A 19,587-nucleotide genomic window follows, 5' to 3' on the forward strand; every position below is an offset into this window, starting at 1 on the left:
AGATTATTTTTTGAGGTAAACGCCATCCTGTGCCACTCGGTACATGTCGGTGGCGATATTATCGAGCTTTCGGAGGTAGTCGCTATTGGATGCGATACGGTCAATCTGCCGTATCATCGTAGCAAAATACACCCTCGCATCACGCTGGTAGTCGTCCGTCTGCTTAGCGTAGGTGACGAGGGTCGATAGTCGGTCCACCTGCACCGTCATCAGTCCCTCCAGTCGCTCCGCAGAATCTTGCGTCATCCGACCGATGCCACGTGCCTCCGCCTTACGTCCAGCATCCACGTCAGGGAGCTGCATCCCTTGTTTCTCCAGCTCCGACCGAAAAGCATCCATGGCATCTTTGTACCCCTCGATATTGCCCCGAGCCGAATCGACCAGCCAACGGATATCGTCTCTGATGTCACCGTCTCCTCCTGCCCCAAAGCTATCCTCCATCCGCTTCTGGAGCTCATCGAAAGACTCTTGGAAAAACTGAGCGAAAATCATCTGCTCGCCGATGTCGTAGATGACCTTAGAGGCGTACGACTTGAAGTCATCAAAGGCAGCATAGATATCGCCATCGGCTATTCCCTTCTTCAGCGCTTCGGAGAGCTGGCTACCAATGTCACCAGAGAGCGAGCGGAAGTTATCCCGCATCTGTTGCTCCGCCTCCTGCGCTTTCTTTTGAATCGCATCCCAATTGTCCACCAACTTTTTGGTGGCGTCATCCAGCTTAGCATAGTCCTGTAGGATTTCGGGGTTGAGTGCAAAAGTATCCTTGTCATATATCTCCTTATACTTTTTGCCGAGAGATTCGAAAACTGGCACCAGTTTTTTCTTAGATCCACCGAAGATACCACCAATGAGGGCACCGATACCAGCACCGATGGCTGTACCTATGGGTCCAAATATAGACCCCACCACACCGCCAGCGGCTGCACCACCAGCTGCCCCTTTGGCCACATTACTGCCTGATACTACCTTTTTGCTACCCACCTGCACTTGGCCATTGGCAAGGGTACGGGAGAGTGCCTGCAGCTCATACATCGTCTTAGCGTACTGTTTAGCCCCAGCGATGGCTCGTGCGTAGGGGTTTTCGACGCCGAAGATATTACCCTCTTTATAGCCTGCTGCCTCGATGCGTTGCATCCGAGCTACCTGCAGTGCAGACTCGTTTGCCTCCTGCCACGCCTTCATGAACTCTCGATTTTCCTTAGCCTGCTGTATGGCGACATCTGCCACCTGCATGATGCCCGAAATGGCAGCGCTCACTTTATCTATAGACAGTTTGGACTTTATCCCAGAAACAGCAATACCAACCGACTCGGCGAGCGAGCTAAAGGTTTCGCCGATTTCTCCGCCCAACTTAGACAGCGAGCCGAAAATGCTCTGCAGGCCTCGACCCATCTCCTCCAGTTTGCGGACGGGTATATCCTCGAGGGCATCGGTGAGGTCTTTGATACGCTCGGTGACCTCCTCTATCTCCTTGCCCACATCAGCACCATTCGCCTGCATCTCCTGTAGCTTAGCTTGTCTTTTTTGGGCAAATGCCAGCTCCGTTTCGAGGAGTTCCTCCTCACGCTCCGTCTCAAGGTTATACCGCTTGTTGGAGATCTGTATGCGGCGGAGAGCTATCATCTCCTCGAAGTCGATGCGGTCCAGCTCGCCCTCCTTTCGGATGCGAGAGAGCTCCGCTTGCTCTTCGGTAGCTATTCGGACGAGGATGTCGGCAAGCTCCTCCTTATCCCTCACGTGTGCTTCCGCCTCCTTCCGCCACTCATCATACTCACGCTTAGTTTGGGCAATGCGTTGTTCCTGTCGGGTAGCCACCTTGGCATCAAGGGTTGCCTCCACCTCTTGGATGATGCGGTCAGATGCCGCATTTGCTTCGGCTACCTTGCGGAGGTACTCAGCATCGCCATTGTCGCTGACGAGCTTAAGTTTTGCTTGCTGGGCGGTAGTATCAATTCCCGCCTTGGCGATTTCCTCGAGCTCACGCTGACGCTCCTTGAGGAGTGCCTTACGCTTCTCATTTTCTATCTCCAGCTCTCGGAGCTTCTTCTCGCGCCCCTCCTTAAGTGCTGCCAACTCAATAGCCAGCAGTTCCTCCTCATTAGCCTTGGCGATTTGAGCAAGACGATCCGACATTTTTTTGTACGCATTTTCTGTACTCTTACTACTCTTACTGATAGTATCGATGGGGACCACTCCGATGTTATCCCAGATCTCTTTGTATTCTTTTTCAAAGTTCAAAGAGTTCTGTATTAGAAGGTCTCCTGCCTCTCTATCCTTACGAGCGTCATCAGCTATATCACGACTTCTTAGTTTAGCGATATAACCTCCATCCGTGTCTCCCCACCCAAGCCCCAGAGTAAACTGCCTTACATTTTCTTCAAATGCAAACCAGCTATCCATACCAGTAGGATTGGCAGCTCTTTGCTCTGCCTGCATCATCTTTTGAATGCTCTCTTTGTATTTTTCGCTGGCTAGCTCCATGGATGCGGCAGCCTTAGCCCTAATCATGACGCTTTTGACAAAGGCGTCGGTGTTATCAACCAGTAGATTTTCGGCAGATCGTACATCATCTACCTTTACACCCATCTGCTTAAAAGCTTCGGCATTCTTCTGGACAAACTCTTTTTGCTTTTTCAGGTTACCATTGAGTGCTACAAACTCTTGTTGTAGTCGCTTGTAGGTAGCAATGACATCACCAACTTTATTCGATACAGAGGAGGCAAAGCGCTCCTGCTCCTCACGTATCGCCTTTTGCTTGCTCTGCCACTTGTCATAAGCTGAGATTAAAAAGCCGATAGCGACGGACAAACCGAGGGTAATTGTCGCGGTGAGTGCTTTGGCTGCTGCCGCAGACATACCCAATGATGCGGCTAATTTAGTGTTTGCGGTGGTCCAAAAGCGTTTGACCTTGGTAACTGTTTGTATTCTAAATGTAGAGGTCTCGAGGAGTACATTTTGCACCTGCTGCAAACCAATAGTAATCGCCATCAGCGACTGGAGTTTGGTTTGGATGGCGGCTTGGTCCTCTTGGCTACCCCCTAAGAGCGTCCACGCACCAGTGGCAGCTGATGCCGCACCAGAAAAAGCACTCACAGCATCGGCAAGACCTTGCCAGCTTCTATTACCCTTTGCGAGCTCTTGCCCCGTACGATTGACCATCGCTTGCGCTTCGGCTAATTCTTGGAGGTCTCGCTCCAGCTTGCGGTAGGTCTCACTATTCTGTTTGCCAGCAGCCGAGAGTGTTGCCATCTCCGCTTTGGTCTTTCTTATTTGCGTAGCAATTAAACCGTATCCGTTTATGAGTTTCTCCAGTTCTTTGCTTTCAGCTGCCAACGCCTTTTCCTGTAGTTCAATTTCTTTATTTACAGATGCTAGCTCCTGCTTATAGAATTTCCCATCTTTGGTGAGACCCCAGTCTTTATTCTTCGAGGAGAGTGCTTGTATCTGATCATTGATTTCAATGATGGCATTCTTCAGCTCATTGATTAGCTTTTTTCTGAAGTCCATTGTTGCTTTTAGCTTTGCCTGAGCATCCAAAGCACCTTGCGCCATCTCCTGTATGGCCGAGGTCGCTTTACCTGCTTCCTCCTCTACGTTACTATTGAGCCGTATGTCAATGCTTACCTCATCCATGCTTTAACTTTCTTCTTTGATGCCTAATAAACTTCTTAACTCTTTCGCCCCCTCTATCACTGGTGTTTCCTCCTTATCTTCCTCGCTACTCTTGTAGTCGATATATGGTTGGTCAATGTCCTCGAGGAGCAAAAGTGCAAGTGGCTGAGCCATCAGATCCTCATGTGTTAGTCCTCTATCTCGTTTCCACTTGCCGATGACTCCGAAGACGCTATCGAGTCCTTTGACTCTTGACTCGTCTTGCTTTGTGGCCTCACCCGAAGCATCCTTATCAATGCCCACACCGAGAGAGTAGCTTTCCGAAAATTTTCACCCCTGCACATCGTCATCGTAAGATTATAGAGGTGCAACAGATCTTTAAGAAGTACTTGGTCAAGTTTATCCACTAATCTTGCCAATTCTCTTTCTCTCGGCTGAGCTTTGCCAAGAATCGCTATGGCTACAATACGTTTAACTCCGAGAAGTTGTTTTGGCGTAATTACATTTACGTATAGTTGGCTTATCTCCTCTTCTGCCAAGTCATTAATCACCGCCTCATGTAAAATCATAAGAGCGGTACCCACACTGGGGGGCTTAATCTTTACCGTGTCTCGCCCTATCACTTTTTTCCAAAACGGGGCGGGCAGCCGAAACCGCACGCCCCGCTGGAGGATCAGGTCGAGAGCACTCATTGTGCTATCGTCCATAGGTTATACCGTTGATGGGTCCTTATCGTAGATACCCATAGCGACATTCCACGCTGTCGATGCCCCGAGGCACTCGAACTCGAATGGGAAGGTAACTACACTCTTTTTCCCAATTTTGCCGCTCATGGTTACAAATCCCTGTGCGTTGGGCACGACGATGACCGAGCCGTCGCTCATCACCAGCTTAACCGACTTGTGGATGCGCTTAACATCAGCTGATAGCTCCACACCACCTTCTGTCGCTTCGCCACCCAGTAGCTCCGCCATCTGTGCTTTCGTTACTGAGGTAAAGCTACCAGTGTACTTGTAAGGTACACCGTCGTAAGTGATGTAGATAGGCGAGTCGCTTTCGTGTACGCCAATTTCAAATTTTTCGGGTTTATCTCGGAAAAGACCCACTTCATCTCCATCAAAGTGCATCGGTGCCTTAGTGGTAAATGAGGTGGTTGCGATGGCATCCTTGGAGGTAATCGGCTCTCCGAAGTAAGCCTCCTTGATGCGTAATACTGCGATTGGATTATTTGTTGACATACTATTATCTCTTTATTCTGTTTACTATTAGATTGCTGTATCTCCTTCTTCTGGGGTTGTTTCCTCCTTAGGTGGTGTGCTGGTCGTTGGTGCCTTGCACACATCTGCTTGGCACTCGAATTTCACTCTACTAAGCTCCGCCTTGATGAAGGTAGATGGAGTAAAGCGCATCTTAACACCTCGAATGTAATCAGAGGTAAACTTTTCGCCAGCGGGTACTGACTTACTTGAAATGCGTGGGGTAAAGGTGCCCAGCTCGTGAAGATTAACACTATACCCTAACCGCATATACTCACTGACCACCTCGCCAAGGTGCGTCAGTACGTTCATCACATCACCTCGACCAAGCGAGGTAATTTGCTCAAGTCTCTTTGCGATGTCTCGGATAGGCACTTTACCTTTGGACATCTGGGTAGCCATTTGTATCTGCTGCCCTCCATTCAACTTGCTTTTTCGTTGGACTATCTTATATTCAAATGCCATATTCTACTTACTATTTATTCTCGGAGAGTATTCATAAACTCTCGGAGAGTGTTATAATTTCCTCGGAGCATTTTCCATGCCCTCTTTTATTGATATATAAATGATACTAATTACCCCGATCCACATCAAGGCTTTCTGCCACCAGTGTAGGTGGCTCACTTCTATCTCTCGGACCACTTCCACGGGTACTTCCTTGATGGTAGTCGTTTCGGGGTACTCGACGCGCTCTGGAGGGTGCCTCGCTTGTAGCTCGAGCATACCTTGTCTTAATTGCCATAGCAGCTGTAGCCCTTTAGGAGAGACAGACACTCCTGATGTCTGAGTGCCATTTGAAAGCCGTTCGAGCGGCACTCGCATGAGTACCGAGTCGCCTGGTAGCTCAATTGTCTTTAGCTCCACTTGGGTGGTCTCCTTGATTGGCACCTGCTGGATCACAGGTTGCTTCGCCCTGCACCCTGCAAGGGCGATGAGCATTACCATGAGTATTAAGTATCGTTTATTCATCCTTTTTAATAGTTGTAGTTCTACGTCTCGAGCGAGGGATGGAAATGTTCATCTCCTTCAGCACTGCACTCATGGCTTCTGACTCCTCACGCAATGCCTCCAACTGACGCATCAGCTCCTGCTGGTTGACCTGCAATTGTGAGTTTTCAAGCCGCAGCTGCACCACCTCCTCAAGCAATGATTTATTTTTCTCGGAGAGTAGGTCGATGCTATCCTGCAGGTCCCGCAGAAAGTCATTATTCGCCTTCCTGCGACCCGCGAACCAAGCTATCGGTGTGCCGATCAGCCCAAGTACTGTACCTATGAGTAAATTCCAATCCATTAATTAACCTTTCTCTTTCACATTCCCCCTTTAGGGGGTTAGGGGGCTTCTAAATCATCTCCCAGGCACGTTCAATCAGTGCCATATCACCAACGTACCTGCCATTTTCCACACGGCTAATCGCATACGCCAGCTTGCAGAGCTCTACTTTATCTGTCGCCTTGAGCATCTTACCTGGCAAGATGCCAGAGTATTCAGCTGCACGGCGGATGTAGGCTTCGGTATCGTTTTCGTTGTTTGGAGCCCAGCGGGTAATAATTGCCCGCAGGGTCGTCCGCTTGTGCTTAGTGATGTAAGTTCTGAGCGTTATCAGCAGAGCACGGTAACCGTACTCCAAGCTGATAAATTGCTCAAACTGCCTATCTGTACGCTCACCTGGAGGCACCTCACCACGCCAGCTATTGCCGATGCGGATATTGCCAGGGTTATTATTCCTTATGCCTCGAGGTACTCTCATTACATCACGCTATTGCCTCCTGTACGATGGCGTATACACCCTTCTTGTCGTTGCGGCGTTTTCCTCCACCTGCGCGAAGCAAGAAAGCATAGACATCACCATAGTAGAGAGGAGAATCCTCATCTCCAAACATTTTTACTTCTCCCAGTGCGCGCGATACATAGTCCTCGTGCCATGCAAGTACTCCAGCGTTGTCTGTCTTTGCAGGTGTTTTGGATAATGCGTACCCATTGTAGACGAGTGCAGTACTTCGCATCATGATCTTAAAGCCGTAAAGCTCGCCGACGATACCCTTCTTGACATCCACTGCTGAGAAAAATGCGGCAGACTCCTTGACGGTCAAGCTTTCGATGAACTGATCGTACATGATTGCATCCATCAATGCGTACCTCCCTTCCGCAGGGATTTCGTCCACATTCATCTTCGTAAAGACTTTCCGTAGGTCGTCCTTAGTGAACGCCTTACGTTTGCCTGTCGCCTCTGGGACATGAGCATCTACTTCCGCTCCTGATGTCTTCAGGATGCGCGTAGAATCACCGACAGGGGCCCATTTTTGGAGGATGCTTTCGTGAGTTTTGCGATGCAGCTCCTTTTTGTCACTGCTGATCACACTTTGTCGCTTGTCATAAGACAGCTGTACCGTATCTGCATTCGAGATGCGGATAGGATTAGTGGTAAACTCAGAAAGGTCGTACGTCACGTCGTAGTCCTTACGTTCCTCCACCTTGGCAGGCAATTCAGTTCTGTTTTCTACCACTCCGCTAGGAGCTCCTGCATTTGGGATGTGCACCGTCTTGTGGTCGACATACTCTGAGTCATCTCTGGACTTGCTCGCAAATGAGTCGTCAGGGTAAAGTCCCTCTTCGATATCTTTAAGCCAAATTTCTTTTTCTAAAGCCATAACTATTTGTTTTTATTATTACTACTTATCTTGGTTCGCGTCCGAAGCATTCCTTGAATTTCTCTCGGTACTCTTCGGGGTACTTCTCTTTGAGCTCCGCCAGCCTATTAGCCTTGTCGATTTCCGTCCAGCTCATGGTGAGGAGTCCGTCCTCCTTTTTGTCGGAGTTGTTGATTTGGTTAGCGATGGATGGTCGCTCGGGGAGTCCATTTATCATCGCTTTTGCTGCCTCATGATTGAGGGCAAAGAGCTGGAGGGTACTCTCCTTGGCAGATGCTGCGAGCTTCCCTGCCTTGATGGCTTCGTCGGTGAGCTTGACTGCCTCTTCCTTGAGGGCTGCTGCCTCCTTCTCCTTGATGCCCTTGAGCTCAGCTGATAGCTCCTGATTGGTCTGTGAGAGCTTCTGCACCGCCTGCAACACCTCTGATTCATTGGAGTTGTCTGCAAGGTTCAGCAGCTCGAGTAGTTGCTTATTCATACCTTCTGTTTTTGTTATTGGTTTATCTATTAGTGTTATAATCGTTTCGATGTCTGTACTGCTCTCCATATTGATTTTGGTGCCGTAGGCGTCGTAGAGCGCCACTGAGAGTGCATTATGATTAGCACCGATAGTGCATATAGAGGCTTCGCGTACCACCCACTCGGTAACCGTCGCATACTTTTGTCCTGCGAGCATCACTGATGCATCGGTAGAGCTTGCCACCGCCCACGCACCGATGCTACAGGCTTTGATATATCCAGCCTCAACCTTGCGGGCAATCTCGGCCGCCTTGGGGTCTTTTAGGTCAAAATTAGCATCAGCCAAAATCTTGGTGCCCTCGATGCGGATGTTCTCCCACCTACCAATAGGTAGCTCCCAATTGTCGTGGTTCCAGAGCATCACAGGGTTTTTGTGAAACTCCTCGAGGTTGGCCCCAGAGGTGAGCATTCGGAACCCGTGCGTATTTAGTGTCTCGTCGTGCAAGACGAATGTTATCAGTTTATCCTTTGCCATAGCGTCTATTATTAATTACACCACAAAGTTGGCAACTACCTTCTAACACTCATAAAACCAGTGCCATAGTGGCACTACTTTTTTCTTTTGGGGCTTTTTCAGCTCAATTTTGCAGTAAAGATTTAGAGATTATGGCACAAATGACGAATGCCCAAAAGAAGGAGTGGGCAAAACTCCTATACACAAGAGAGCACCTCCCGCAGGTAGAGATTGCCGAGCGAGTGGGTGTATCGCCCGTTACGGTCAACAGATGGATCAAGCGGGAGAACTGGGAGCTCCTACAGGCGAGCCTGACGGTAACTCGTGAGGAGCAGCTCGGGCACCTCTACAGACAGGTGGCGGAGCTCAACAATAACATCAGTAATCGTCCAGAGGGAGAGCGATTTGCCAACTCCAAGGAGGCTGATGCCATCAATAAGCTTGCGGCCGCTATCGATAAGATGGAGCGGGAGACTGGGCTGGGAGAAATCATCAGCTCCTTTCAGCAGTTTCTGAGTTTTCTAAGGGTAACCGATATGGACCTTGCCAAACGATTTATACCGCTGATGGACGCATTTATCAAGAGCAAACTATAGGCTATGGCAAAGAGACTAACGGCAGATGATAAGAGGTGGCTACAAGAGTGGGAGGAGACCAAACTGGGCATCCTCAATTCGGCAGTGGTCGATACCACCGAGAGCGAGAGCGATAAGCACAAGCGAATTAAGCGACTGGAGGCAAACGATGAGGAGTGGTTCGCCTACTACTTCCCATCTTACTACTCCGCCAAGCCAGCTAAGTTTCACATTGATGCCACCAAGCGCATTATGGCCAATGCCCGATGGTACGAGGTGCGGGCGTGGTCGAGAGAGCTCGCCAAGTCCACCCGCACGATGATGGAGGTGATCAAGCTGGCACTAACTGGTGAGATGCGCAATATCCTCCTCGTATCTAACTCTAAGGACAATGCCGACCGCCTCCTCACCCCTTATCAGATTACGCTCGAGTACAATCAGCGTATCATTAATGACTACGGACAGCAAGCCAAAATAGGTGCATGGGAGGAGGGCGAATTTACCACCAATGGCGGGGTGAGCTTTAGGGCGATAGGTGCGGGCCAATCCCCTCGTGGTACACGCAATGAAGCGGCACGCCCTGACTGCATCCTCATCGATGATATCGATACGGATGAGGAGTGCCGAAATCCCGACCGCATCAAGACCAAGTGGAAGTGGATCGAGGAGGCTCTGATACCTACACGATCTATAAGTGGCAATTTCCGAGTTGTTTTTTGCGGAAATGTCATCGCCAAGGATTGCTGTATCACCCGAGCCATGGAAAAGGCTAATTATGTGGACATTGTTAATATCCGTGATGCCAATGGCAAAAGTTCCTGGCCAGAGAAGAATAGCGAGGAGGACATTGATCAAGCTCTATCCATCATGTCTATGGTGGCGATACAGAAGGAGTACTACAATAACCCGATTACCGAGGGGGAAGTATTCAAGGAAATCACCTGGGCAAAGTGCCCTCCCATGAAGTCGCTCCCATTTATCGTGGTGTACGGTGACCCCTCACCGAGCAATAAGAGCGGGAGAAAAGCCAAGGGAGCGTCGCATAAGGCAGTCATCGCTGTAGGTTATCAAGCGGGTAAATATTACGTCTATGACGCTTGCCTCGAGCAAACCAAAAATAGTGATTTTATCCAATGGTACTACGATATGAGGGCGAAGTATGGTGGTAAGACGGTGGTCTATTACTTCATCGAGAATAACTCCCTGCAGGATCCTGTGTGGGAGCAAGTGCTTCAGCCATTGGCTGTAGAGCTCGGAGAGAAGCAAGGTGGCATGATACCTATTATCACCGATGGCACCCGCAAGGGCGATAAGTACGCCCGCATAGAAGCAACGCTGGAACCGCTCAATAGACAATCGAGGTTGGTATTTAATATCGACGAATCGGGTAATCCCAACATGCAGCGACTCGAAGAGCAGATGCTGGCAGTATCGCCAGGTCTTCCCGCCCCTGCCGATGGACCCGACTGCTTGGAGGGTGCGATTTTCCAAACCAATGTAAAATTATCGAGTGTATCGACCGATGCTATCATCATCGGAGGAGCTCGCAGAAATAGTAAAAGGTATTGAGATGTATATAACAATCGAAGAGATGAAAACACACCTCTATAAGGAGGATGTGGACCTAATCAGTGGTGGTGATGACACCATCATGCTGGCGGCGATCGATACCGCCACGGCAGAGATACGGAGCTACCTCGGGAAATATGACCGAGAAGCCATCTTCAGTGCGGAAGGCAAGGAGCGTAATGCACTACTTTTGACCTTCGCAAAAGATATTGCGGCTTGGCACTTCCTAACGCTCTGCAATGTGGGAAGCGACCTCGATTTTAGACACGGCAGGTATGCCCGTGCCATCGACTGGCTCAAGGCGGTGCAAAAGGGTGATGTAAGCCCAGACCTCCCGATGCCTGACGAGGATGGCGATGGTGAGCCCGACCAGCCTACCACTTATCTATTTGGATCCAACCCTAAACGCAATAACCACTATTGATATGGCAAAGAAAAAGAGTAAAAAACCAGCTCAGACTGGCACCGTGATACAAGATTTGGTGATTAAGCCCATCCGTAGAAATGTGTGGGAGGCAAGTGCTTGGCGCTCGGCACTACGTAGTGCTGACTACGGTCGCCCATCCACCCTCTATGATATGTATGATGATATGCTGCTCGACCCCTACCTATCGCATGGGGTGGATAAGCGTACCAATGCAGTGGCTCTGGCCGATTTGGTGTTTGCAGATAGCAAGGGCAAACCTGTAGAGGTGATGGATGACCTGATGGATACAATTGCTTGGGAGGACCTACTCAAGGAGATTGCCAAGTCAAGGTTTTATGGCCGCTCTGCTGCGGAGCTGAGCTTTAATGACGATGGGCTTGTAACTTCTGCCATCCCTACCAAGCACATCTCCTTGGAGCGGAAGGGTATCATCATCGACCTCGCCAACGAAGAAAAGGTAATCCCCTACGAGGGGGAGCGCTCGCTGATCGTTTGCGGTAAGCCACGCTACTGGGGGCTAATCCTCAAAGGCATCCCGTATGCTATCTTTAAGCGAGGGGGCTTTGGCGACTGGGCACAGTGGATAGAGTTATTCGGCATGCCGATGCGTATCGGTAAATACAACTCTTACGACCAAGCCTCACGACGGGTACTCGAGCAGGCTTTGGAACAAGCTGGATCTGCTGCCTATATGGTGGTGCCTGACGGTGCGGAGATAGATATTCGGGAGACCAAAGCCACCAATGGTATCAGCTTTGACCAATTCCGCAAGGCTTGTAATGAGGAGATATTGATTAGCCTGCTGGGGCAAACGCTCACCACCATTGCAGGGGATAAGGGGGCACGCTCGCTGGGTGAGGTGCACATGGAGGTGGAGGAGTCGCTATTTAAGAGCGACCAGAAGTATGTGCAGCGAATACTCAATAGTCAGGTGTTACCTTTCCTTGAGGAGCGAGGATTGCCCGTCAGTGGAGGTCGATTTGTCTTCCCAAGCTCCGTGGAGCAAACATCGGTGAATGACTTGGTGCAGCTCTCTACACTAATGGCGATACCTGAGAGCTACCTACGGGACCGATACGGCATACCTGCACCAGATGGAGACGAGCCAACCACAGGCAAAAAGGAGGAGCCAAAGCAAGAGGAGGAAAAGCCTGAAGAAGAGGAGCCGAAGGAGCCAAAAAAGGAAGAGCAACCCGATAAAAAGCTGCATGATGTAACTCTTGCAGCTTCAAAAAAAAAAGCCCAGAAAGTTCGGACGCCTTGGTGGCTGAAATTGAAGCACTCTATTACGGGGAACATTCAACTTGCTGACGACTACTCCATCAATATCGACAAACTCTTTGAGGAGGCACTCAAGGAGGTATATGGGGAAGCACTTGTGGAAGAGTCCAAGAAGACCCTCTCTCCATCGCTTTTTAGAGTAACCAATGATCCTCTCCAGCATGCGGTGGACTCTGCATTCGCATCGCCTGAGTTTGGAAAGCCTGAGCAGGGCTTCCTCGACCAGTTTAAGTACAATACGGGCGTTTTTGCAGCCTTTAAGGCGCATGCCGAGCAGAAGCTATTGGTATCTATGCTCCTTGATGAGGAGGGCAATCTACGCTCATTTAGAGAGTTTCGCAAGGCCGTTAAGGCGGTCAATATCCAGTGGAATGAACAGTGGTTGCGTACCGAGTACAATACCGCCGTACGCTCAGCCCGCTCTGCCGCCAACTACCAAGATGCCCTCCGCTCGAAGGACACTTATCCTAATCTGGAGTACCTCATCAGTAGTGCTCGTGATAAACGAGATGAGCACCTCGAATTAGTTGGAACCATTCTACCGATAGAGGACCCATTTTGGGATATCTACCTTCCGCCGTGGGACTGGAATTGCCAATGCAGCTTCCGCCCTACAGATAAGCCTGCAACGGGTGTGCCTAAGATCACCCAAATGATACCTCCAACATTCCAAAACAATCCAGGCAAAACTGCCGAGTTCGTTAAGCTTAACGAACACCCATACCTCAAGGGCAAGGGCGTAGCCACCTGCCCCGAGTGCCGCCGACAAGGACTGGTGTCAAGTGGCTCTGGCGACGAGCTCTGCCAGATGCACCAGCAGGCAAGGGAAGAGCATGTACAAAAATTAGACTCTAAAGAAACAACAAAAAGACTTTTAGCTGTCCTTAGACCCAAGGAGGTTCGCTATCCTGAATTTAAGGGAAAACTCGGTAAATTCGTGCGAAATTCTGTCACTGAGAATATGCGTTACGGCGAATTGTACCCCATTAAGAAAGAGGTTCTTGAAAATATTGATGAGTACTTGAACGCAGAATACATGCACAAGTTCAAAAAAAATGTAAAGAGAAGCAAGGATAACTATGTCTTAGGCTACCATAAATTTACAATTAAATACAAAGGGAATAATCCGATAGGAAAGGATAGAAACATTGAACTGCAATTTGAAGAGCGGGAAACGGGTGAAATAGTCTTCCACTTCATAAAGCTGATATAAAAAGAAAAGTGGTAATAACCCGTCACCACTCTGTTCGTCGCCAGGGGTCGCAGTTATCACCACTTCTTTGATTTCTCACCACAAAGGTACGTAAACAATTTAATATGAACAAACAATGGATATTCAGGAGTTTGCAGTAGTAATCGAGACGAAGAATAAGCAGCTACAAGAGTTTATCCGCTCGCAGGCGGTAAAGGATATTGTGGGCACGGAAGCTGTAGCACACTTCAAGCGAAGCTTCGAGGATGAGGGCTTTACCGATGAAACGCTCAACCCTTGGAAGGAGGTGGAGCGACGGAAGCCCGAATCGCCCTGGTATGGGCACTCTGGGCAAACGGGGAAGTTTAGTCCAGAGCGGACCAGCGCACCCATCCTGAATGGCGAAACGGGGCTCCTCAAAAACTCTATCCGATACACCTACCTACCTGATGGGGTGCGGGTCTCGAATAGTGCTCCTTACGCTGCGGTGCATCAGTACGGCCAACCAGCAAAGATCTACGGCAAAAAGCCATTCACCATGCCAACACGCCCATTTATAGGGCGTAGCAAGGTGCTCATGCGTAAAATCGAAGAGAAAATATATAGTAAAATATTAGACATCGTAAAGAAATGAAAGCAATTTACACCGCCCTCCTCGGGCAACTACAGACCATCACTCAGCTTAAATACATCGACATGGATACGGGGCAGCTCGAAGTGGGCTTCGCGGAGACCAAGCGACCACCCATCGCCTACCCAGCCGCACTTATTACTATTTCTGTGAACCGCCAGCAGGACATTACTGAGGTCTCCCAGCTCTGCAATGCGAGGGTAACAGTCCGTATCGCTGACGATACCGCTATGCGAACTGCAGCGCACCAATCGCAGCGGTCGAGGTCACTACAGATTTACGACCTTGTGGAGGAGGTGCGGGAGTGCCTGCAGGGATATACAGGCGAAGAAACCTTTAGTCCTCTCTCTCGTATCAGTCAGGAGAGGGAGCGTCAGAGCAATGGTTTATTTGTCTATCGGATAGACTTTGAAACAACCTTTAAACAGTAGTTAATCAAAGAGCGAACGTTGGCGTGGCATCGTTGGATTGCTTTCGCTCTCTTTAGCCCGCTGTAAGTAGCGGTAGAAGGTGCGGCGGCTCATCGGGTAGATGTGTTGGACAATAGAGCGGTACACCCACTCTTTGGAGCGATCTTGCCGACCTGGCTCATAGTTCGCCTCCACAATCTCTTGTATGATCAGCGACATCTTACGTGTATTTCTGTGTACTTTTCCCATCCCATCTACCTTCTTCTCACAAATATAACGTTTATTCAGCAAAAAGCAGAGTGGGACGTGCCTCACGGCATATCCCACTCCTCATTAATCACTTTACAATTATGAAAAAAAGAAATTATTAATATCCAAAACATCCCTCATAGGGGTTGCATTTTTCCTCGTTCGTGCCCTCATCGATGAGCCTTAGAGCCTCCTTCCAGCCGGGGAAGCCACCGAGGTTACGATCATCAATGTAGAGATCTGCACTGATCTTTCGGCTGTCATTCGAATACTGCTCGAAGTTCTCTCGAGCGTTACAATTGATGTTGTCAAAGGGGATACCCTTCTCCAGCAAAAAGTTAATGGCATCGGTCTGATCTTGCCCCTCTCTGCACGTCCATATAATAAGATGATGCCCCCGCCTCTTCAGCTCCTGCATGGCATCCCTTGCACCATTCACCACTACTCCAACTTCTGGGTATGGGCTGGCATTTATTACGCCATCAAAATCTACTGCTATTACCATCTTCCTCATACTCATCTTCAACCTCCCTTTGTTTCTCTCTCAATCTGTCTCTTAACTCACTTTTCCAGTCGCTTAAGCTGACCGTCACAGCCTCATAATCCGCATTTCTTAACGAGGTCTGCATATCATTTATAAATGAAAGGTCCGCCCTAATCGCTTCTATGCTATTCCTATCTTTTTCCATATCGTTTATAATATTGAGGGGGTGCCAGGAGTGATTTTTTGCTGCTTTGCTCCCTAGGTTGATGCCACTGCATTTCACCCCCTCATGTTAATTACCAAAACATATTCTCATCCTTTATGATTATCTTAGCCTCGCTATTGCGATATTTCGCCCTTGGCGCAATCAAATTAAGAGTTTCTTGCGCTGAGTAATATGGACGATTGATTTCCCACAGATGAAGGAGGTACTCCTTCTTATTACGTTTCGGCGAATCGATATGACTACTTGTCGTACGCTGATTGTTACTTATTTCAATATTACCCATAACAGTTACATTTTCCTTACATTTCACTCACTTCGCCCACTTCTGTCATGGATAAGGGGACTGTTGTCCAGCCGTTATGGTCATCTTTGATTTCGCAGCGAATGTATCGCTTCGAAAGGGTAGGTAAATAGCTTTCCTCAATGATCTTCACGGCTTCCAGGAACTCCTCCGATTTTGTTTCTTCGGCGATACGTCTCAGCTGAATCACTCGACTAGCTTTGAGATTCCCCTTACTGTCCTTAGAAAGTAATCGGAATACCATATCCACCAGGGCTTTGCTCTTGTCATCGCCCACTAGGCTCTCTAGGTACTTTCGGACCATCTGAATACCGTCGTCCACTGTGTCACGGTATCCGTCGATAGTGTGATAACCAAGAGTTACCCTCATGGTGCTATCGGAATTGGTGAAAGTGTGTGAGCGCTGCCCCTCGCTGACCAAGCCCAGTACATCGCCTTTCATGCGAATCAGCTCCTCGAACTGCTGAAATACTCGTTCCTTGCTCATGCCTAGCCCATCACTGACCTGCTGAAGGCTTGGCACCACGGCCTGTAACGTCTCATCGACTAGTTCACGATAGGCGTCGCGGTTCTGCTGACGAGTGTTCTCCTCCTCTTTCTTCTTTTTCCACGCCTTGTACTCCTCAAATTCTTTTCTCTCTTGCTCTGTCATGGTACTCATTGTTATATCATATTTGATTGTTAATTATAATTACCTCTTTTTATCATTTGTGCCGTAGTCACATTCGTGTAATAGACGCACTTCCTCTTTTTATCCTTTTGGGGCTCCACCACGGTCACCTCCTCCTCTTTTTCTTTCTTCTTCTTTCGGTTGATCGCGTACATCTTTCGTCTGAGTTTTTCGAGCTCCTCCTCATTGAGCTGGTGGAACTCCTTGCCCGCAATTCGCGACTGACTTACGAAGCGATTCACTGCCTCCCAGTCGCTCGTATCGATGCCATAGCTTTTCAGTAGCTTAAGCACAGCCGAGCGTTTACGCCTCTTTTCGGGATTGGCTTTGGAAGGCTTGAAGCCTGTCTGCTTTCTCAGTTCTGCCCTGAGCTTCACGAGCTCACCACCTGTGAGCTCACGCAAACTATTTGTCCTCCCATCGGAAACACTTTCGCACATCACACGTTTAAGCTCCTCTGCTTCCAGCTCTCCTGCTAGCTTATTAATCATCGCCCAGATGTCGCTATATCCTCTCATTACCCTCTTATATTTAGTTGTTCACTGACAGTGTAGGCCACCATCCTATCGTAAGGCCCCATCATCACTCCTGTCACCATCCGATAGACCATCGCCATAGTCGCCACCTCAGAGTAATTCATACTGATAGTGTACTTTTCCTTCTGACTCAGGAGACGTTGCCCGAGTCTCTGTGATAGTTGCACCAGGTTGAAGAATTTTCCCTCCTCTTCCTGAGTGAGTCCCTTTCTCGCCTCGAAAAAGGAGACAGCTATCAGTGTGACCATCGCCACACTTCTTAGTTCAGCAAAGGATAACTTCATTTTCTTTCTCTCGTGCATAATCCGCAGACGGCTGTTGTACACTGTTCTTTCTTCTATACTATTCATCGTTTCCTTTTTTATTGCTCTTTTCCCCAATAAATCTCTGCCTTCTCCTTCCAAATGTCGAACTCGCCTCGCTCACCGATAAAGCGGCCCTTACTGAAAGCCCTATACCCTTCCACCCATATCTTTAAGGAGGCATCGTACATCACACTCACTGCTTCGTTGCCTGCTGGGTTATTGCCACTGGCATGGCTGATGAAAATAAGCAGGTGCTTCGGGAAACGCTCCTTGAACTGGATGTAATCGATATAACTCATGCGGGTGTATTGAAAGGAGTCGATAATCACGATGCGTGGGCTCCGCTTTTTCTCGAGTCGCTCTCCGAGCTCCTCCATACTTTCGCTGATAATTCGTAGGGAGCCGTTCACCTCCATCATCCCAAATCGCTTGAGGGTGTTCGCCATGGTGAGGCCTGTGCCCTCCTCCAGCGAGTTAAATAGCACAATGCCATACTTGCAGAGCTCCTTGGCGAGCATCATCGTAAACGAACTCTTGCCATTGCCACTCTTGCCCCATATAATCCAAGTGCCACACTGCTCTGGCTTGCCGAAAAAGGCTTGCCACTCCTCTGACAGCTCAAAGGTTTCCAGCTTCTGATTGAGCACCTGACTCACCGATAATGCTTGCTTTGCCATATTATTCTCCTATATCGTCCGATTTATCCGTTTATAGTCGCGGATAAATCCGTTAGTACTTCCCAATAAATCCGCTAATAGACGCGGATGCCTTCCTGATGCTATTCACCATACATTTCAGCATTCTATACTGATGCTTTAGCATTTTCCCACTCATCTTTTAATAACTTGTTTATTTTATTTGCTTCCTTCGCTAATCTCTTATGCCCATGATCGCGATATAGTAGATGAAGCTCTCGTGAACCCTGCACAGTATAGTAGACCTGATCGTAAGTGTACTCTGGCATAGTTGCTGCTATCTCAGGTAACGTCATATTTGACTCGATAAGCACTTTAAGCCTATTAGTATCAATCTCTGGAGCCTCTGAGAGTAGTCGCTTACGCTCCATCTCCTCCTCCCATCTCTTCTGTCGGGCATCATAAAGTTGTTCCCAATTTTTATGAACTTTCCAAAGGACGAGACTTCGAGAAATCGTAGCTCTATCAATTCCTGTAACTCTATATATTTCGTTGATAGACACCCCATATCTGTAGAGTGTCACAATCGTATCCTTTTTCTCCTCTACGTGTTTTGCATTCGTAAACGTACCCGAATTTTTTCGTGGAGGGCGTCCTAATAACACTCCCATCTTTTTTCGTAGTGCCAAACCTTCCAGCGTTCTTTGCTGTATGAGCTGTCTCTCAATCTCGGATGCCAATCCAAACGCAAATGCAAGTACCTTAGATTGAATGTCATTACCCATGTGATACCCCTCCTTTACAGTGTGAATTTCCCCTCCCAATTTCATCACTTTATTCAGGATCTCCATTACCATTAAGAGATTTCTACCGAGCCTACTGATCTCGCTAGAAATGAGTATATCACCCGCCTCCATTTGATTAAGAAGCTCCCCTAAGTGTCTTTTTGCGTAATCAACACCACCTGATACGCCATCATCCACTACATACTCATCAATAACCCACCCCTTATCCTTCGCGTATTCATCAACCCCCTGCTTTTGACTATTTATATCCTGCTCCGAAGAGCTCACTCTTAAATAACCGTATATCATAATCCTAGTATTTCTTTTATTTTTTCTTCGTTGTTAGGTCTTTTATTTGCATAATCTGCAAGACTCTCATCCTCTTTTAAGGCACCCACCTTTTCAAGCCTTTCTATCACTTTAACGATATCAAAGACTGGTCTTTTATGCATTTTTGTTAGTTGTATATCTATATAGTTGATACTTCCTAGCTCGTGTGCGATCTCTGGAAAGCACCGATTAAACTCTTTTTTCGCTAAGCCCCAATCCAACTCCATATCACGCCCTAAGTTTCAACACACACTTTTTCACCCGCCTCAAATCAAAATCAAATTGCTCTGCATCTCTAATCACATTATTGATAGTTGATTCATTTGTTATTCCATTTCCTGACTTTCCCCATATAATCCAAGTTCCACACTGCTCTGGCTTGCCGAAAAAGGCTTGCCACTCCTCTGACAGCTCAAAGGTTTCCAGCTTCTGATTGAGCACCTGACTCACCGATAATGCTTGCTTACTCATAATTCACTATCTTTGTAGCA

The 19,587-nt window shown here is 48.4% G+C and carries 27 protein-coding genes; 6 read left to right on the plus strand and 21 right to left on the minus strand.

The annotated features are described in order from the left end of the window. Window positions 1-3: 3 nt before the first annotated feature. From QYZ87_03635 to QYZ87_03680, 10 genes are read right to left on the minus strand one after another with little or no spacing between them, the layout of a single operon-like run. Window positions 4-3,633 (minus strand): hypothetical protein, encoded by a 3,630-nt coding sequence (locus tag QYZ87_03635; GenBank protein ID MDN4753622.1) that lies wholly within the window; start codon window positions 3,631-3,633, stop codon window positions 4-6. 3 nt (window positions 3,634-3,636) lie between these two features. Then, a complete protein-coding gene (locus QYZ87_03640; protein ID MDN4753623.1) occupies window positions 3,637-3,786 on the minus strand; it encodes a hypothetical protein in 150 nt (49 codons plus the stop codon). Between the two features lie 14 nt (window positions 3,787-3,800). Then, entirely contained in the window at window positions 3,801-4,319 is a 519-nt protein-coding gene (locus QYZ87_03645; GenBank protein ID MDN4753624.1) for a hypothetical protein, read from the minus strand. Between the two features lie 3 nt (window positions 4,320-4,322). Then, entirely contained in the window at window positions 4,323-4,850 is a 528-nt protein-coding gene (locus QYZ87_03650) for a hypothetical protein (GenBank protein ID MDN4753625.1), read from the minus strand. A gap of 27 nt (window positions 4,851-4,877) precedes the next feature. Further along, window positions 4,878-5,333, minus strand: a complete 456-nt coding sequence (locus QYZ87_03655) for a hypothetical protein (protein MDN4753626.1) — start codon at window positions 5,331-5,333, stop codon at window positions 4,878-4,880. 51 nt (window positions 5,334-5,384) lie between these two features. Beyond that, the gene (locus QYZ87_03660; GenBank protein MDN4753627.1) at window positions 5,385-5,837 is read right to left on the minus strand and encodes a hypothetical protein; all 453 of its coding nucleotides are present in this window, start codon (window positions 5,835-5,837) and stop codon (window positions 5,385-5,387) included. Further along, on the minus strand, window positions 5,830-6,159 hold the full coding sequence (locus QYZ87_03665; protein ID MDN4753628.1) for a hypothetical protein: 330 nt from the start codon (window positions 6,157-6,159) through the stop codon (window positions 5,830-5,832). Before QYZ87_03665 ends, QYZ87_03660 begins: the two co-directional genes overlap by 8 nt. Before the next feature lie 49 nt (window positions 6,160-6,208). Then, the gene (locus tag QYZ87_03670) at window positions 6,209-6,616 is read right to left on the minus strand and encodes a structural protein P5 (GenBank protein MDN4753629.1); all 408 of its coding nucleotides are present in this window, start codon (window positions 6,614-6,616) and stop codon (window positions 6,209-6,211) included. 4 nt (window positions 6,617-6,620) lie between these two features. After that, the gene (locus QYZ87_03675) at window positions 6,621-7,517 is read right to left on the minus strand and encodes a hypothetical protein (GenBank protein MDN4753630.1); all 897 of its coding nucleotides are present in this window, start codon (window positions 7,515-7,517) and stop codon (window positions 6,621-6,623) included. A 25-nt stretch (window positions 7,518-7,542) separates the two neighbouring features. Next, window positions 7,543-8,511 carry an HK97 family phage prohead protease gene (locus tag QYZ87_03680; GenBank protein MDN4753631.1) on the minus strand — a complete coding sequence of 323 codons (969 nt, stop codon included), beginning with the start codon at window positions 8,509-8,511 and terminating at the stop codon, window positions 7,543-7,545. 131 nt (window positions 8,512-8,642) lie between these two features. Between QYZ87_03680 and QYZ87_03685 the strand changes: the two genes are divergently transcribed. The 6 genes from QYZ87_03685 to QYZ87_03710 all read left to right on the plus strand — a co-directional run bounded on the left by QYZ87_03685 (window position 8,643) and on the right by QYZ87_03710 (window position 14,596). Beyond that, window positions 8,643-9,086, plus strand: coding sequence for a helix-turn-helix domain-containing protein (locus QYZ87_03685; GenBank protein ID MDN4753632.1), 444 nt, complete (start codon window positions 8,643-8,645; stop codon window positions 9,084-9,086). Window positions 9,087-9,089: 3 nt separating this feature from the next. Further along, window positions 9,090-10,634, plus strand: a complete 1,545-nt coding sequence (locus QYZ87_03690) for a hypothetical protein (GenBank protein MDN4753633.1) — start codon at window positions 9,090-9,092, stop codon at window positions 10,632-10,634. A gap of 22 nt (window positions 10,635-10,656) precedes the next feature. Next, the gene (locus tag QYZ87_03695) at window positions 10,657-11,058 is read left to right on the plus strand and encodes a DUF1320 family protein (GenBank protein ID MDN4753634.1); all 402 of its coding nucleotides are present in this window, start codon (window positions 10,657-10,659) and stop codon (window positions 11,056-11,058) included. 1 nt (window position 11,059) lies between these two features. Then, entirely contained in the window at window positions 11,060-13,555 is a 2,496-nt protein-coding gene (locus tag QYZ87_03700) for a DUF935 family protein (GenBank protein ID MDN4753635.1), read from the plus strand. Between the two features lie 115 nt (window positions 13,556-13,670). Next, a complete protein-coding gene (locus QYZ87_03705; GenBank protein ID MDN4753636.1) occupies window positions 13,671-14,168 on the plus strand; it encodes a phage virion morphogenesis protein in 498 nt (165 codons plus the stop codon). Then, the gene (locus tag QYZ87_03710) at window positions 14,165-14,596 is read left to right on the plus strand and encodes a hypothetical protein (protein ID MDN4753637.1); all 432 of its coding nucleotides are present in this window, start codon (window positions 14,165-14,167) and stop codon (window positions 14,594-14,596) included. The genes QYZ87_03705 and QYZ87_03710 overlap by 4 nt, the downstream gene beginning before the upstream one ends. On the opposite strand, the gene QYZ87_03715 is transcribed toward QYZ87_03710, so the two are convergent. From QYZ87_03715 to QYZ87_03765, 11 genes are all read right to left on the minus strand, one after another. Beyond that, the gene (locus QYZ87_03715; GenBank protein MDN4753638.1) at window positions 14,597-14,824 is read right to left on the minus strand and encodes a hypothetical protein; all 228 of its coding nucleotides are present in this window, start codon (window positions 14,822-14,824) and stop codon (window positions 14,597-14,599) included. Window positions 14,825-14,942: 118 nt separating this feature from the next. Continuing rightward, window positions 14,943-15,338, minus strand: coding sequence for a hypothetical protein (locus QYZ87_03720; GenBank protein MDN4753639.1), 396 nt, complete (start codon window positions 15,336-15,338; stop codon window positions 14,943-14,945). Further along, the gene (locus QYZ87_03725) at window positions 15,307-15,513 is read right to left on the minus strand and encodes a hypothetical protein (protein MDN4753640.1); all 207 of its coding nucleotides are present in this window, start codon (window positions 15,511-15,513) and stop codon (window positions 15,307-15,309) included. The genes QYZ87_03720 and QYZ87_03725 overlap by 32 nt, the downstream gene beginning before the upstream one ends. Before the next feature lie 91 nt (window positions 15,514-15,604). Continuing rightward, entirely contained in the window at window positions 15,605-15,817 is a 213-nt protein-coding gene (locus tag QYZ87_03730; protein ID MDN4753641.1) for a hypothetical protein, read from the minus strand. Between the two features lie 16 nt (window positions 15,818-15,833). After that, window positions 15,834-16,496 (minus strand): DUF3164 family protein, encoded by a 663-nt coding sequence (locus QYZ87_03735; GenBank protein ID MDN4753642.1) that lies wholly within the window; start codon window positions 16,494-16,496, stop codon window positions 15,834-15,836. 20 nt (window positions 16,497-16,516) lie between these two features. After that, window positions 16,517-17,023, minus strand: coding sequence for a hypothetical protein (locus QYZ87_03740; protein ID MDN4753643.1), 507 nt, complete (start codon window positions 17,021-17,023; stop codon window positions 16,517-16,519). Beyond that, window positions 17,023-17,391, minus strand: a complete 369-nt coding sequence (locus QYZ87_03745; protein MDN4753644.1) for a hypothetical protein — start codon at window positions 17,389-17,391, stop codon at window positions 17,023-17,025. The genes QYZ87_03740 and QYZ87_03745 overlap by 1 nt, the downstream gene beginning before the upstream one ends. Window positions 17,392-17,402: 11 nt before the next feature. Beyond that, complete coding sequence (locus QYZ87_03750) at window positions 17,403-18,023, minus strand: hypothetical protein (GenBank protein MDN4753645.1); 621 nt, start codon at window positions 18,021-18,023, stop codon at window positions 17,403-17,405. Between the two features lie 125 nt (window positions 18,024-18,148). Continuing rightward, the gene (locus QYZ87_03755; protein MDN4753646.1) at window positions 18,149-19,075 is read right to left on the minus strand and encodes a recombinase family protein; all 927 of its coding nucleotides are present in this window, start codon (window positions 19,073-19,075) and stop codon (window positions 18,149-18,151) included. Beyond that, entirely contained in the window at window positions 19,072-19,323 is a 252-nt protein-coding gene (locus tag QYZ87_03760; GenBank protein ID MDN4753647.1) for a hypothetical protein, read from the minus strand. Before QYZ87_03760 ends, QYZ87_03755 begins: the two co-directional genes overlap by 4 nt. Window position 19,324: 1 nt before the next feature. Next, window positions 19,325-19,567, minus strand: a complete 243-nt coding sequence (locus QYZ87_03765) for a hypothetical protein (protein ID MDN4753648.1) — start codon at window positions 19,565-19,567, stop codon at window positions 19,325-19,327. Window positions 19,568-19,587 lie beyond the last annotated feature (20 nt).

This window comes from Porphyromonadaceae bacterium W3.11 (assembly GCA_030434245.1).
Taxonomy (GTDB): domain Bacteria; phylum Bacteroidota; class Bacteroidia; order Bacteroidales; family Porphyromonadaceae; genus Porphyromonas_A.